Genomic DNA, 15,573 nt, shown 5'->3' with positions numbered 1-15,573 from the left:
GGCAGTCGCATTTCCGTCGAAGCTTCCGTCGCAGGTTCAGAAGCGGATCGCGTCGATGATCTTGACCCGCGCGGCGATCATCGCCGGGAGGATGCCCGCGATCGCGCCGACCGCGAGGGCTACGGCGAGGCCGAGGAACGCCGCCGAGAGCGGGAAGGGCGGGACGTCGTCGATGCCCTGGAGGACGTACTTCTCCACCAGCGGGTTCTTGATGGCGGCCACGGCCAGGAGCACGCCGACCACGCCCGCGACGACGGTGGCCACGACGCTCTCCATCAGCACCGAGAAGAACACCCGTCCCGTGGTGGCCCCGAAGCTGCGCCGGATCCCGATCTCCCGGATCCGCTGCTGGATGGTGACCAGCGCGATGTTGAGCAGGCTCAGGGCGCCGAGCAGCAGGATGATCCCGGCGATCCCGATGATCACCCACTTGATCGGGCCGATCGGGTCCTCACCGCCCCACGCCATGTAGTCGTCGCGCTGGGCGTCGACCTGGAGTCCCGGAAGCTCGGCGCGCATCGCCATGCCGATCTCGCCGGCGAGCTCGTCGGCGCCGTCGATCGGCACCCACATCTCGTAGCTGGCGTCCGTGGGGGCTCCGGCCTGCCAGTGCTCCAGCGAGTCGGCCAGCATGAACGCGCGTGGCGTGCCGTAGCCCCGCAGGCTCGTCACGCCGATGATCGTGGCGGTCACCGACATCCCCTGGCCCTTGAGGTCCACCGACGTCGGCAGCTGTGTGCCCCGCAGGCCGAGCTTCTTCAGGAACGTCTCGTCGACCACGAGCGCCGGGGAGAGGCGCTCCTCGTCGGAGGCCTGCAGCCAGCGGCCCTGCGGCACCACGACCCGGTGGATGGCAGCGTACGCAGGGTCGACCCCCATCAGCTCGACCCGCTTGCTGCTGCTCGCGGTGGTCGCCTTGATGTCGTAGGCGGAGATCCTGGCCGACGCGTACTTCACGTCGAACCGCTCCGCGACCGTCTGGAAGGCGGGCCGGACCCGCTCGACGGAGAGCGGCATGCCGCTTTGGGGGTCGTAGGCCATGACCGAGATGTGCGCCGGCCGCCCGTCGACCTCGTAGGACTCGGTGAACATCTGCTTCGCGATCTGGCCGGCCGCGACGGTCGCGGTGATCGAGGCGACCGCCACCGCCACGCCGACCAGCGACAACAGCACCCGGAGCCGGTGGATGCGCAGCTCCTGCCATGCCTCGACGGTCGAGGCGGCCAGGCCCGTGACGAGGCGTGCCAGGGCCGTCCTCACGCCACCGCCCCCTCGGTCAGCGGGTGGAGCCGTCCCTCGGCGAGCCGGAACCGCCGCCGGGCCAGGGCGGCGACGTTCTGGTCGTGGGTGATCGTGATCAGCGCGGCCCCGGAGTCGTACGTCGCCTGGTCGAGCAGCTTCATCACCATCGCGCCGGTCTCGACGTCGAGCGCCCCGGTCGGCTCGTCGGCCAGCACGACCGACGGCGTCCGGACCAGGGCGCGGGCGATCGCGATGCGCTGCTGCTCACCGCCCGAGAGGAACTGCGGCATCGCGTCGAGCCGGTCGCCGAGCCCGACCTTGTCGAGCATCGTCGCCGCGATCCGGCGCCGCTGCCAGAACTCCTTGCCCGAGGCGTACAGGAGCGGGGCCATCACGTTCTCCAGGGCCGTACGCCCCGGCAGCAGGTTGAACTGCTGGAAGACGAACCCGACGTCCCGGCCGCGGATCCGGGCCGCCTGGTGGTTGCTGATGTCGGTGACGTTGCGACCTGCCCACTCCAGGGTGCCGCCGGTGGGCCGGTCCAGCAGGCCGAGCAGGTTCAGCAGCGTCGACTTGCCGGTGCCGGAGCGGCCGACGATGCCGACATGGTCGCCTCGGCTCACGTCGAGGTCGACGCTGGTAAGGATGTGCAGGTCCTCGCCGTCGGGGAGCTCGACCGTGCGGGCCACGCCGGTGAGCCTCAGCAGCTCCTCCGCGCTCACATCTCCCCCGCCGGCATCTCCTCGGTCATCCCATCGCCCATCCCGCCGCCCGACTCCTTCGAGCCCGGGACGTACCGCAGGACCGAGTCGCCGGCCTTCAGCCCGCTGGTGACCTCGACGAGCTTGCCGTCGGTGACGCCGAGCTTGACCGGCTGCTCGGTCGGGGTTCCGTCCTCGCCGACGACCCAGACGGTGCCGTCGCCGACCAGACCAGTGACCGCGGTGACGGGGATGGTGACGACGTCGCCGTCGCTCTTGCCGGCGTCGATGGCCATGGTCATCGTCAGCCCGTCGAAGACGGTCACCTTCTCCGGCACCAGGCAGCTGATCCGGGCGCCTGCCCCCGAGTCGCCCTCGGCCCCCGGCTCCCCTTCCATCATCTCGCCCTCGGGCTCGTCGCTGGTGATCGTCTCTGTCGCCGCGTCGCCGATGCTCAGATCGGTGCAGGTGAACGGCTTGGGGCCGCTCTCGATGGTCACCGTGGCCCGGTCCGGGTTGCTGGCCAGCCGGTAGCGGTCCAGCGGAGAGATCGCGCCGACCGCATGGAAGGTCGTGGGACGGATCGAGACGACCACTCCGTCCTCGGTCACCTCGCCCATCAGCTCGGCGGCGTAGTTGCCGACGATGCCCGTGGCGGGCGCGACGACCGTGTACCAGTGATAGATCGGCTTCGGCGCCGGCGGCTCGACCGGTGCGTCGTCGCGATCGCCGTCGCCGGCGGCGTCATCGACGTTCCCGGGCTCTTCCTCGACAGGCTCTTCGACAGGCTCGGCCTCGGCGGTCTCCTCCTCCGCGCGCACCTGGAAGAGCTTGTCGCCCTTCTTCACCTTGGCGCCGGTCTCGGCGAACCTGTGCGCCAGTACCCCGGTGACCGAGCTGGTGGCTGAGACCGGCTTGTCGATCACGATCGTCCCGTCGACCGTGAGCGAGTTGGAGATGGTGCCCTTCTCGACGACGACCTCCTCCGGCGGGATCTTCCCGGTCGGCGTCAGTGGCGCCCCGTCGGCATCCTGCGTCGAGCCGGTGAAGGCCAGCTTGAAGAGGCTGACCGCGATGGCCAGGCCGATCACGGCCCAGAACGACTTGAAAAGTACGCGGCGCACCGCCGTCTTCGACATGAGCGGACTGTAGCCCTGCCTCACGGGTCACGGCGGCCTAATTTCCACCGGGTTTGTCAACACTCCATCCACGTACATCTCGAACACGTGTTTGATCCCCTAGACTCCGGGACCCGAACGATCGATCGCCTCAGGCACGGGAGACCCCCACGATGCGTCCCGACAACGACACGACCCGCGAACGGACGACCCCGACCGGCAGGAGTTCGACAGGAGGGGGCCGCGGCCTCATCCTCTTCGGCGCCGTCTCGGTCGCGCTGATCTCGACGGCCGCCGCGTACGTCGCCATGGTCGGCTTCGGGCGGGACGTGCTCGCCATGGGCGCGATCAACGCTTACGCCTTCGCCGGCGTCTTCGAGCTCTCGCTGGTCACCGTCGCTCTGATGGCCCGCGAGGCGGCCCAGCAGGACCGGCCGGCTCAGACGCTGCTGACCCTGACCTGGCTGCTGTCTGCCGCGTCCGGGTTCTTCGCCGGCTGGCACGAGATCCACCTCGGTCACGCCGCCACCGCCGCCGCGTTCCGGTTCATCGTGCCGCTCCTGGCGGCTCTGATGTGGCACCTCGCGCTCGTCGGTGACCGCCACCTCGCCATGGAACGCTCCTGGTCCGACCTGCGGATGGGCGCCCGGATGCACGCCCTCCTGGCCACCCGCGTCGAGTGGCGCCGGGCTCGCGACACGGCGGTGCGGAAGCGTACGGCCTCCTCCCGCCGGAAGCTGGAGCGCGCGCAGAAGCGCTACTGGCGCGCCGAGGCGGTGGCGCTACGGTCGGTCGCGCCGGGCGCGATGCGCGACCAGATCACCCAGTGGGTCGACGCCTTCGCCGCGGTCGCCGAGGGCACCCGCCAGGCCGACCGGCTGCCGATCACCCTGCCCGACGTGCACGAGGCGCTCAGCGTGCCGGTGGTGGAGCAGGTTCCGCACGTCACACCCGCACCCGGCGCCGACCGTGCCATCGAGGCGCCTGTCGGCATCCCCTTCGACAGGACCACCGACGCGGTCTCCGACTCGGTCACCGACGTACCTCGCGACGTGACCCCCTCGCGCGAGACCCGGACCCGCGAGATGGCTTCAGCCCTCGCCACCACCGACACCCGCCCCCGGGTCTCGAGCCGAGTGACCGAGGCCGCCCGCACCGCCGCCGAGGTCGCCCCGGGCGCCGGGATGGCCCCGGAGTTCAGCAACGGCCGCACCGCCACCAAGCCGGTCGACGCAGACGGCGCCCTGCTGGACCGGATCCCGTTCCCGGAGAACATTCCCGACCCCGAGCCGGAGATGGACTACCCCGACACCTTCCCGGACGAGGAGGAGGACCTGCTCAGCAACCTGCCCTCCGAACGCCCGGAGGCCGCGCGGATCCTGGTACGAGCCGGCGCGCCGGTCTCGAAGGTGGCCGACAAGCTGGGGGTCTCCACCAGCACCGTCCGCCGCTGGACCAGGGCCGGCGCCTGACCTGTGGTCAGCCCTCGAGATCGGCCTTGAGCTTGGCGAGCGTCGTGGCCATGCCCGTACGCAGCTCCTCGGTGAACTTCTCCTGACCGCCGAGCACCGCATTCGTCAGCGAGCGGGAGAGAGCGGAGATGCCGTCCGGGGTCTCGCGGCGGTGGGTGACCACGGACCCTTCAGCGGTCTCCTCGATCTGGAAGGACCAGATCGTCGTGTTCTCGGCAACCCGGAACGCGAAGTCGGAGTGGGGCGTGAAGCGTACGACCTTGGCGTTGGTCGGCCAGTGCTTCCAGCCCTGGCGGTTGATGTTGAAGAAGCGCGTGCCCTTCTTGACCTGGCCGAACACAACAGTCTTCACCACCTGCGGGCTCCACGAAGCCATCCGCGGAAGGTCCGTGATCGCGGCCCACACCTGAGCCGGCGTCGCGTTGATGGCGGTCGTTGCCTCGAGATCTGTGATCGTCGTCATACGCGGAACCGTACCGTCAGTATGGCTCGATGGACAGTAGGCGCCCAGATGTCAACGAGCCCTCAGCCGACGCTGACCTTGATCTCGATCGACGTGGCGGAGTCAGATCCGGTGCCGCCATTGCCGTAGTCCCTGCCTGATCCGCCGTTGAGCCTGTCCGGCCCGCTCCCACCGTAGAGGCGGTCGTCGGCGCCGTAGCCATAGAGGACGTCGCGACCGCCGCCGCCCTGGAGCACGTTCCTAGCGCCGTTGCCCTCGAGCTTGTCGTCGTAGCGGCTGCCGGTCAGGTTCTCGAAGCCGCTGATCACGTCGGTGCCCGCGCCACCCGTCGCCCGCGTCAGCGATGCGGTCACACGCGCTCCCGCGGAGGCGTACGTCACGGTGTCCGTGCCCGCGCCGCCGATCAGCCTGTCGGAACCGCGCCCACCACTGATCGTGTCGTTGCCGTAGGAACCGTTGATGACGTTGTTGCCGGACGAGCCGGTGAGGACATCCTTGACCGACGAGCCGGTCAGGTTCTCGATCGTGCCGATCCGGTCGTAGCCGGAACCGCCGGTGTTCTGTGCCGCCGTCGTCGCGAGCGTGACTCGAACCCCCGACTTCGAGGCACTGCCGTACGAGACCGTGTCCGTGCCGTCCGACCCAGTGACCACGTCGTCGCCCGCACCTGGGTCGATGGTGTCGTTGCCGTCGCCGCCCGAGATCACGTCCTTGCCGCCGAACGCCTCGATGTGGTCGTTGCCGGAGCCTCCGGAGATCCGGTTCGCCAGATGGTCGCCCCGAAGGTCGTCGGAGTACGCGCTCCCGATCATCGACTCGACCTCGGCAAGGGAGTCGGCCTCCGCGGTGTAGTAGTCGGCCTCCATCCACGCGCGTGCCCCGGCCTTGGCCGAGGAGTAGGTGACCGTGTCCGTCCCTGAGCCGCCGGACATCTCGTCACCCTGCCCACCGACGGGAACCGCGGCGGCACCGAGGATCGTGTCGTTGCCGGCGTCGCCGAACACAGAGTCCACGCCCGTGCCGGGATCGAGGCGGTCGTCACCGGCCTCGCCGTGGATGGCGTCGGCACCGGCGCCGGCCGTGACGGTGTCGTACCCGTCCCCGGCGTAGGCGGTGTCGTTGCCCGCGCCCAGGTCGACGGTGTCGTTGCCCGCGTCGGCCTTCACGGTGTCGTTGCCGTCACCACCGGAGATCGAGTCCTTCGTGGTGCTGCCCTCGATGAGGTCGTCGCCGAGGCCACCGATCAGAGTGTTGTCGCCGAGGCCGCCGCGTACGGTGTCGGCATCCGCGCCGCCATCGACACGGTCGCTGCCGTCGCCGCCGTCGAGCTCGTCGAGTCCGGCCGATCCGCTGATCGAGTCGTCTCCAGCTTCGCCGCCGACGGTGTCGTCACCTGCGCCTGCGTCGATCGCATCATTGCCGGCGCCGCCGAAGACGTCGTCGTCTCCCGCACCGGTGTCGATGCGGTTCGCGCGCGCATCCCCGCTGATGCGGTCCGGACCCGGCGAGCCGATGACGCCGTCCGCGCCCACCGGGATCGTGTAGGTGGCGGACGACCACTGAGCGAAGGACACCATGTCGAGTCCGGCACCACCGTCGAAACGTGCCGACCAGTAGTCCAGGTAAGCGTCCAGTCGCTGGAACTCCAGGATGTCGTCGCCATCGCCACCGCTGATGGCGTAGTCGTCGCATTCGAGGCTACGTCCCCCGGGAACGACGCGATCGTCGCCAGCTCCAGCGATCACATCGCAGAAGAATCCAGCCTCGATGACATCGCCATAGGCGGACCCGATCAGACTCCACCCGTGACCGGAGGAGGGCCACATCTCGAACGTGTCCGTGCCCTGGCCGACGACAGTCACCTCGCCCCCGGTGGTGCGAGTCGGCGTCATGGTGATCGGCCCGGGTGCGGCCGCGTACGAGACCGACGCGTCGCTGTCCTTGAAGATGTCGTCGCCAGGTCCACCGACGAGCTGGTCCGTCCCGTCGCCTCCGACAAGGGTCGACGCACCGATTCCGGCGGCGAGAGTGTCCGCGAAACGGGAACCGGTCACGGTCTCCGTGCCGGAGATCGTGTCGCGTCCCAGACCGGTGTCCTGAGCGGTGGTCGTCGCAAACGAGACGGTCGCGGCCACGGGCGAGTACTCGTAAGAGATCTCGTCCTGGCCGTCGCCGAGATCGATGACGTCATCGCCCATACCTGCGTAGACCTTGTCGTCGCCCGCTCCACCGAAGAGCCGGTCCTCGGCCACATCCCGGTCGAACGCGTACCCGTCACCCAGACCGTTCTCGTTGAGTACGTCACGGCCGGCATCGCCGTGGAGACGATCGGCCCCGGCGTCGCCGCTGAGGAAGTCTCGGCCGGCCCCGCCGTGGATGGTGTCCGCCCCAGGACCTCCGTTGAGCTCCTCGACCGCCCTCCACGAGTCCGGCGCTTCCGTCAGATCGGTCCCGGTGATCGTGTCATCGCCCTGGCTGCCGATCACGAAACGTACGCGAGGCGCGCCACTCTCGCGCGCGGCCTGGATGATGTCGGTACCGGCTCCACCGGTCACCTTGACGACCATGCGGCCGTCGATCTCGACTGGGTTCAGGTCGACCTCGACCGGGCCGGCGACATCCGCGTATGACAGATAGTTGGTGTCGGAGCCGATCTCGTCGCCGGCGTACGGCCAGGTCACGACGTCATTTCCGTCGCCGGGCCGGATGATCCGCGTGTGGTTGCTCAGGCTCGCACAGTTCACGTGCAGGGAGTCGTTGCCGTCACCGCCGAGGTAGACGTTCTCGTCCTCGTCACAGGCCTCGATCACGCCGTCGCCAATGCTGTCGTTCCCGGAACCACCGGCGAGCGTGTCGTCGCCGTCTTCGCCGAACAGCCGGTCGTCACCCTCGCCACCGCAGATGGTGTCGTCCCCGCCGAGCCCGTTGATCGTGTCGTCGCCGGGCGTACCGAGGATGACGTCTGCCCCCTCGGTGGCAGCGGCGTCCGCCGCGGTGTTGAGGTCGATCGTGACCGGAAGACCGTTGCAGACGACGGCCTCCGTGTCTGCCGCACCAGCCGAGGCAAGCCCGACGGTCATCACGCCGGACAGGAGGAGACCGCCGACGACACACGCCGGGGAGAGAAGACGCATGGGAGACTTTCGAGCTCGGTGGGGCGAGCCGAAGGGCTCACGCAGCGCCGGACAGCCTCACGACGCGCGGGTTTACGTTACGGCTGAACCATGTCGAGCGACATAGCCCGAACGGGCTATGCGGAGCGCTCGGACCACCACTCGAGGAGCCGCTTGGCGGCCTCGTCCTCGGAGAGGATTCCCTCGTCGAGACGCAGGTCCATCAGGAACTTGTACGCCGCCCCGACCTCGCGCCCGGGAGGGATGCCGAGGAGCGACATGATCTGGTTGCCGTCGAGCGCGGGACGGAGGGCGGCGAGCTCCTCCTCCTCGGAGATCCGCTCGATTCGGGCCTCGAGGGCGTCGTAGGTGCGGGCGAGGCGGTCGGCCTTGCGGCGGTTCCGGGTGGTGCAGTCGGCGCGGGTGAGCACGTGGAGCCGCTGGAGCTGGTCTCCGGCATCCCTCACATAACGACGGACCGCGGAGTCGGTCCATTCACCGTCGCCGTAGCCGTGGAAGCGCAGGTGCAGCTCGACGAGCGAGGAGACAGCCTCGATCTCGTCGTTGGAGAAGCGCAGCGCCTTCATCCGCTTGCGGGTCATCTTGGCGCCGACGACATCGTGATGGTGGAACGAGACGGTGCCGTCATCGTGGAACTTTCGGGTGCGCGGCTTGCCGACGTCGTGCATCAGCGCCGCGAACCGGGACACGAAGTCGGGCCCGCCACCCAGACGCGCCTCCTGGTCGATCGACTGCTCGAGCACTGTCAGCGTGTGCTCGTAGACGTCCTTGTGCCGGTTGTGCTCGTCGCGCTCCATCCGCAGCGCGGTCAGCTCGGGCAGCACCAGGTCGGCCAGCCCGGTCTCGACCAGCAACGAGAGGCCACGCCGCGGGTAGGGCGCGCAGATCAGCTTCACCAGCTCGTCGCGGACCCGCTCGGCGGAGATGATCGAGATCCGCGACGCCATGTCCTTCATCGCGGCGACGACCTCGGGCGCGACCGTGAAACCGAGCTGGGCGGCGAACCGCGCCGCCCGCATCATCCGCAGCGGGTCGTCGGAGAACGACGCCTCCGGCGTCCCCGGCGTACGCAGCACCCGGGTCGCCAGGTCTACGACTCCGCCGTAGAGGTCGATGACCTCTCGGCCAGGAAGCTGCACCGCCATCGCGTTGACGGTGAAGTCGCGGCGTACGAGATCGTCGGCCAGAGACGTGCCGTAGGCCACCGCGGGCTTGCGGGAGTCGGCCGCGTAGGCCTCGGAGCGGTAGGTGGTGACCTCGATCTGCCATGGGCCCTTGCGGGTGCCGATGGTGCCGAAGTCGCGGCCCATGTCCCACAGCGCCTCGCCCCACGTACGCAGGATCTTCTCGGTCTCCTCGGGCCGGGCCGAGGTGGCGAAGTCGAGGTCGTTGTGCGGACGGCCGAGCATCGCGTCGCGGACGGGGCCGCCGACCAGCGCCAGCTCGAAGCCCGAGCGAGCGAAGACCTCACCTAGGGAGTCGATGACCGGTGCGATACGGTCCAGTTCAGCAGTCACCGATCGCTGAACATCGGCGACGCTGATCGGGGGAAGCTGGCTGTCGGACACAACGCCGCAGTCTACGAGGACCGCACCCCCTGAAAGATATTCTCGAAGTCATGCCAGTCCGCCAGCATCAGGCGAGGCCGCCACGGCCACGTGGGCGAGTCGCCACCGCACTCGTCCTGGTGCTGCTGGCACCCCTTCTGCTGATGCTGTCCGCGACCACGCTGGCCGCTCCGGCCCGGGCCGCGGAGGAGACGGCGGAGCCCGACCCGCTGGCGATGAGCATCGACGAGCTCGACACGGTCAGCCTCGACGGCCGCACCAAGGGCCGGATCACCCTCCGCGGCAAGGTCACCAACACCACCGAGGAGGAGTGGCACGGCGTCAAGGTCTACCCGTTCGTCGGCGACACGCCGATGACCACCTCCGAGGAGCTGGCCGAGGCCGCCGAGATGCCAGCGGACGCCCTGGTCGGCGAGCGGATCGTGACCGAGGGGACGTACGCAGCGATCCCCGACCTCGCGCCCGGCGAGACCTACTCGTGGTCGCTCTCGGTGCCGCGAAGGCTCCTGGATGTCACCGAGCCCGGGGTCTACTGGTTCGGGGTCCACGCGCTCGGCTCCACCACGCCGAACACCGCCGACGGTCGGGCACGCACCTTCCTTCCGCTGGTCAAGGAGCCCAACAAGAAGGCCAAGGCCGAGAAGGTGTCCCTGGTCATGCCGCTGCGGCGCAGCGTGGTCTACAACGGCGACGGCAGCGTGAACTACCTTCCGGGCTGGACCCGCGACCTGGGCGCCGGCGGACGCCTCTTCCGGATGCTCGAGACCGGCGCCGAGATGCCCGACCTGACCTGGGCCATCGATCCCGCGCTGATCGATGCCGTGCGCAACCTCGCCGAGGGCAACCCAGCCCGCAACCTGGCGCCGACGGACGAGGGTGAGGAGGAGCCGGAGGAGAACGGCAGCCAGAGTGCCTCGCCGTCGGCCTCCGCGCTGCTGCCGAGCCCTTCGCCCAGCACCGACACCGACGCCGAGAAGGCGCTCGACGAGGAGGCCGAGGCCGCGCAGAAGGCCGCGACGGTCTGGCTGGGTCGCCTCGAGGACGCGCTCGCCGGTCACAACCTGCTCGCCCTCCCGTACGCCGATCCGGACCTGTCCGCGCTCGCCACGACCGACCCCGACCTGCTGGCCACGGCGCGTGAGCAGACCGCCCAGGCGCTCGCCGAGCTCGGCATCAAGGCGACCTCAGCCGTCGCTCCGCCGACCGGCTACCTCGACCGCGCCGCGGTCAACCTGCTCGAGCCGGGCGCGGTCAACCTGGTCAGCGACAGGATGCTCCGCGGCACCACCCCGGTCATCGCCGACCTCGACGGTCACCAGATGATCGTGACCTCCTCCGGTGCCTCCGCCGGCGGGCCCGGTCCCAACGACCCCATCGACGCGATCTCGGTACGCCAGCGTCTCGTCGCCGAGGCGGCCCTGCTCCGCGGCTCCGGCAAGCCGCTCATCGCGGTCCTTCCCGACGGCTGGCACCCTCCCCAGAGCGCTGCCTCGTTCGTCACCCCGTGGAACAAGGCCGCCTGGATCTCGTCCTCAACCCTGGACGAGGCCGTCGCCGGGCACAAGCCGACGTCGATCACCGCCGACAAGCTCCGCTACCCCCGCCGTGAGATGAAGGCCGAGATCTCCACCGACCGGATCGACACGGCCAACGAGCTCATCGGCGCCGGCGAGATGCTGCAGCGGATCCTGACCCACAACGACGAGGTCGCCTCCGACATCGTCAACGAGGCCCTGACCTCGACCTCCTACTCCGCCCGCAAGGGCGACGCCGACCCGGCCGCCGACGCGCTCAGCCAGGTCAGCTCCGAGCTGCGCTCGATCACTGTGGCCGTACCGCCGAAGGTGATCCTCTCCAGCATGAAGGGCGGCGAGTTCCAGGTCACCCTGAGCAACGAGCTCGACGAGCCCGTCACGGTGCGGCTGGACGCGATCACCGACGAGTCGCTGCGGGTCGCGACCTCCGAGCCCGTCCAGCTCGACGCCAACTCCAAGGCCAGCTTCAACCTCGCCGCGAGCATGCGCGACACCGGCACCCACACCGCCCTGATCGTCGTCACCGACACCAAGGGCAACCCGCTGGGCGCCCACGCCTCCGTCCCGATCCGCCCCTCGCAGGTGAGCGGGGTGATCTGGTGGTTCGTCGGGACCGGCTGCGCGCTACTGTTCGCGGCGATCGCCGTGCGCCTCACCCGGCGCATCATGAAGGCCAAGAAAGCACGTACGTCAGGAGCGATGTGACAGCCACCGAGCAGAAGTCCGGCGGGAGCTCGGTCCTGGCCAACAGCGCGGTGATGGCCGCGGGGACGCTGTTCTCGCGGGCCAGCGGGTTCATCCGCTCCGCGCTCCTGGTCGCGGCCCTGGGCTCCGGGCTGCACGCCGACGTCTTCAACATCGCCAACACCGTGCCCAACATGCTCTACATCCTGTTGGCGGGCGGTGTCTTCAACGCGGTGCTCGTGCCGCAGCTGGTGAAGGCGCAGAAGAACGACGAGGACGGCGGGACCGCCTACACCGACCGGATCATCACGCTCGCCGGGCTCTTCCTCGGTGTCGTCACGATCCTCCTGGTGATCGGTGCGCCGCTGCTGATGCGCCTCTACCTCGGCGCCGACTGGTACAACGCCGATCACGAGGCCCAGCTCGAATCGGCCATCGACTTCGCCCGCTGGTGCCTACCGCAGGTCTTCTTCTACGGGATGTTCGTGCTGGTCGGGCAGGTGCTCAACGCCCGCGGCAGCTTCGGCCCGATGATGTGGGCACCGATCGCCAACAACATCATCGCGATCTCGACCCTGATCATCTACCTGGTCGTCTTCGGCCCCTCCGACGTCGGTGGCTTCACCACCGGCCAGGAGGTTCTCCTGGGTCTGGGCTCGACCCTCGGCATCGTTCTCCAGTTCCTGCTGCTCCTGCCGGTGCTGCACAAGGTGGGCGTACGCTTCCGTCCGCGCTTCGACTTCCGCGGAGCAGGGCTCTCGCAGACCGCGAAGCTGGGCATGTGGACGGTGCTCTTCGTGGTCGTGAACCAGGTGGCGTACACGATCGTGACGCGGCTCGCCTCGACCGGTTCGGCCGCGGGCGGCACGGGATACACGGTCTACTCCAACAGCTTCCTGGTGACCCAGGTCCCGCACTCGATCATCACGGTCTCGCTGGCGACGGCGATCCTGCCGCTCCTGTCGCGCTACGGCGCCGCCGGCGAGCTGCCCGAGCTGGGACGTACGCTCTCCCAGCAGCTGCGCAACGCGCTCGCCATCGTGATCCCGATCGCCGCGCTGCTCCCGGTGCTCTCCGAGGACATCGCCCACATCCTGTTCGGCTACGGCGCCGGCGCCGACGCGTTCAAGGAGTACGCCCCGACGCTGTCGATCTTCGCCGCCGGGCTGGTCTTCTTCACGATCCACTACCTGCTGCTGCGCGGCTTCTACTCGCTGGAGCAGAACCGCACCGTCTTCTTCATCCAGTGTTCGGTCGCCGGCACCAACATCGCCGCCGCGCTGCTGCTGACCAGGGCCGTCTCCGCGGAGTACACCGCGCCCGCGCTCGCCGGCGCCTACACGCTGTCCTACCTGGTCGGCTCCGTCGTCTCGTACGTCGTGCTCAAGCGCACGCTCGGAGACCTCGACGGTCGCGGGCTGCTCGGGTTCCTCGCCCGCCTGGTCATGGTGACAGTGGTCGCCGCGGCCGCCGCGTGGCTGCTGCGCACGGCACTGGGCATGATCAACGACGAGCCGACGATGGTGCTGGCCTTGATCGGTGCCGCTATCGTCGGGGCGCTGCATCTCGGCATGCTGCTCCTCGGGGCGCAGGCTGCCCAGGTCAAGGAGCTGACCACGATGGTGCAACAGGTTGCCCGACGGCTGGGCCGTTGAGCACCAGTCCTTGACCACCATCGGACAGCCTCCTCACTGTCTGGCAAGGTCTGAAAGAATGGGTCCGATATGGAGTTCACGCAATCAGGCGACGTCCTCGCCGGCAGATACCAGCTGACGGATCTGCTGAGCGAGTCCCGCGAGGGACGCTTCTGGCGCGCCCAGGACGCGGTGCTCGGCCGCCCGGTTGCCGTGCACGTCCTCGACGCCCACGACGAGCGCGCGCCGCGCCTGATGGCCGCGGCCCGCAACTCCGCCGCCGTCGGTGACCCCCGGATGCTGCGCGTCCTCGACGCCGCCCAGACCGACCAGGTGGCGTACGTCGTCAACGAGTGGGGCGAGGGCGCGTCGCTGGAGAACGCGCTGGCCGCCGGTGGCCCGCTGCCGCCGCAGCAGGCCGCCTGGATCGCCTCCGAGGTCGCCGACCTGCTGGTCCTGGCCCACGACCAGGGCCACGCCCACGGCCGGCTCAACCCTGAGGCCGTGCTGCTCGACGACCTCGGCGCGGTGCGCGTCATCGGCTTCGGCGTCGACGCCGCGCTGCACGGGATCGACCCCGACACCCGTGACTCCCAACGACGCGACCGAGTCGACGCCGTCGGCGTCCTCTACGCCGCCCTGACCGGCAAGTGGGCCGGCGAGACCCTCTCTTCGATGCCTCCCGCGCCGCGTGACCACGGCCGCGTGCTCCGTCCCCGGCAGGTACGCGCCGGTGTGCCGCGTCCCCTCGACGACCTGTGCGACCGGGTGCTGGGCAGCGGCGCCGACATGCCGCCGCTGACCGCGGCCGAGCTGCACTCCGCGCTCGCCGGCTTCTCCGGGGAGCCGACCGCGCCGCTCAACCGGCCCTCGGCCGCCAACGAGGAAACCCAGGCGATGGCCCCGCCGACCGAGCTCGAGCCGGCCGAGGCCCAGGCGGCGTCGAACGCCATCGGCGTGGCTCCCGATGCCGTACGCCCTCAGCGCCAGCGCCCGTCCTCCCCGCCGCCGATGCAGGACCCGACCCCGTCGAAGCCGCTGTTCGCCGACGAGACCCCGGGCTACGTGCCGCCGCAGCGCCCGCAGCAGGCTCCTCCCGCCGCCCGGCGGCCGGTGGCCCCCGATGCCTCCTACAACGGCTGGCAGGGCCCGTGGACCGGCGCCAACGTACCCATCGCCGAGGAGCCGGACTACAACGACAAGCCCGGCGCCAGCTGGCTCCGCATCGCGATGGGCGTCGCCCTCGTGGTCCTGGTCCTCATCGCCGGCTCGATCGCGTGGAACATCATCAGCGACGACCCCAACACGACCGCCGAGAACCCCGGCACCGGCAACAACGGCGGCGACACCACAACCGAGGCCAAGCCGACCCCCATCAAGGGCATCACCGCCAAGGACCTCGACCCTCACGGTGACCCGCCGAGCGAATACCCCGACCTGGTCGCCGGTGTGGTGGACGGGAAGGACGACCCCGTCACCAACTGGCGCACCTCGACCTACAACGACCAGATCGGTGACGGTCCGCGCTCGCTGAAGCCCGGCATCGGCGTCGTGCTCAACCTCAAGGACGACTACGCCGTCGACTCCCTGAAGTTCCGGATGATCGGCGAGCCGACCGACATCAGCGTCTACGTCGGCGACTCACCGTGGACCGACGACCCCAGCGGCGCACCCGCGGCCAAGGGCAGCGTCGGTGCCGAAGGCGAGATCAAGCTCGGCGACGCCCCCGAGGGCAGCTACGTGCTCGTCTGGCTGACCGGCCTCCCGACCGGCGACGGCGGCTACCGCGCCGAGGTCAAGGAGATCGAGGTCCTCGGGACCCCCGTCTCCTGACGAGACGTCGCTCCCGTCTGCCGAGGCGTCAGCTACGTCGGCCGAGAAGTCACTCCCGTCGCTCGAGGAGTCACGGCGACGCCACCTCGCACGACGTACGTGACGCTTCGGCCGACGCGGGTGACGTCTCGGCGTTCGGGGCCCTGGAATGTATGTGGCCTACGATCTGTTGTGCAGTTCGCCAGCCAC

Annotated in this window: 10 protein-coding genes; 4 read left to right on the top strand and 6 right to left on the bottom strand. The window is 69.6% G+C overall.

Annotation, left to right across the window (positions count from 1 at the left end):
* Positions 1-36 precede the first annotated feature (36 nt).
* The 3 genes from ACFX43_RS01975 to ACFX43_RS01965 are packed head-to-tail and all read right to left on the bottom strand — an operon-like array spanning position 37 to position 3,082.
* Positions 37-1,260, bottom strand: coding sequence for an ABC transporter permease (locus ACFX43_RS01975; RefSeq protein WP_378816349.1), 1,224 nt, complete (start codon positions 1,258-1,260; stop codon positions 37-39).
* Positions 1,257-1,964: an ABC transporter ATP-binding protein gene (locus tag ACFX43_RS01970; RefSeq protein ID WP_378816346.1), complete on the bottom strand. Its 708-nt coding sequence runs from the start codon at positions 1,962-1,964 to the stop codon at positions 1,257-1,259. Before ACFX43_RS01970 ends, ACFX43_RS01975 begins: the two co-directional genes overlap by 4 nt.
* Positions 1,961-3,082, bottom strand: coding sequence for an efflux RND transporter periplasmic adaptor subunit (locus tag ACFX43_RS01965; RefSeq protein WP_378816343.1), 1,122 nt, complete (start codon positions 3,080-3,082; stop codon positions 1,961-1,963). Before ACFX43_RS01965 ends, ACFX43_RS01970 begins: the two co-directional genes overlap by 4 nt.
* Before the next feature lie 152 nt (positions 3,083-3,234).
* Here ACFX43_RS01965 and ACFX43_RS01960 point away from each other — a divergent pair, with 152 nt between their 5' ends.
* The gene (locus ACFX43_RS01960) at positions 3,235-4,533 is read left to right on the top strand and encodes a helix-turn-helix domain-containing protein (protein WP_378816341.1); all 1,299 of its coding nucleotides are present in this window, start codon (positions 3,235-3,237) and stop codon (positions 4,531-4,533) included.
* 7 nt (positions 4,534-4,540) lie between these two features.
* Here the strand turns inward: ACFX43_RS01960 and ACFX43_RS01955 are convergent, their stop codons facing one another.
* The 3 genes from ACFX43_RS01955 to ACFX43_RS01945 all read right to left on the bottom strand — a co-directional run bounded on the left by ACFX43_RS01955 (position 4,541) and on the right by ACFX43_RS01945 (position 9,698).
* On the bottom strand, positions 4,541-4,996 hold the full coding sequence (locus tag ACFX43_RS01955) for an SRPBCC family protein (protein ID WP_378816338.1): 456 nt from the start codon (positions 4,994-4,996) through the stop codon (positions 4,541-4,543).
* Positions 4,997-5,058: 62 nt separating this feature from the next.
* Positions 5,059-8,130, bottom strand: a complete 3,072-nt coding sequence (locus tag ACFX43_RS01950; RefSeq protein WP_378816335.1) for a hypothetical protein — start codon at positions 8,128-8,130, stop codon at positions 5,059-5,061.
* A gap of 116 nt (positions 8,131-8,246) precedes the next feature.
* Complete coding sequence (locus tag ACFX43_RS01945) at positions 8,247-9,698, bottom strand: CCA tRNA nucleotidyltransferase (protein ID WP_378816333.1); 1,452 nt, start codon at positions 9,696-9,698, stop codon at positions 8,247-8,249.
* Positions 9,699-9,748: 50 nt separating this feature from the next.
* On the opposite strand from ACFX43_RS01945, the gene ACFX43_RS01940 reads away from it, so the two are divergent.
* The 3 genes from ACFX43_RS01940 (at position 9,749) to ACFX43_RS01930 (ending at position 15,384) form a co-directional block, all read left to right on the top strand.
* Entirely contained in the window at positions 9,749-11,938 is a 2,190-nt protein-coding gene (locus ACFX43_RS01940; protein WP_378816330.1) for a DUF6049 family protein, read from the top strand.
* Entirely contained in the window at positions 11,935-13,572 is a 1,638-nt protein-coding gene (murJ, locus tag ACFX43_RS01935) for a murein biosynthesis integral membrane protein MurJ (RefSeq protein WP_378816328.1), read from the top strand. Before ACFX43_RS01940 ends, murJ begins: the two co-directional genes overlap by 4 nt.
* Positions 13,573-13,641: 69 nt before the next feature.
* A complete protein-coding gene (locus ACFX43_RS01930; protein WP_378816326.1) occupies positions 13,642-15,384 on the top strand; it encodes a hypothetical protein in 1,743 nt (580 codons plus the stop codon).
* Positions 15,385-15,573: the final 189 nt, after the last annotated feature.

Source organism: Nocardioides sp. YIM B13467 (genome assembly GCF_042788075.1).
GTDB lineage: Bacteria > Actinomycetota > Actinomycetes > Propionibacteriales > Nocardioidaceae > Nocardioides.
Note: the sequence above shows the minus strand (reverse complement) of the source record. Positions and strands in the feature narration are given on the sequence as shown.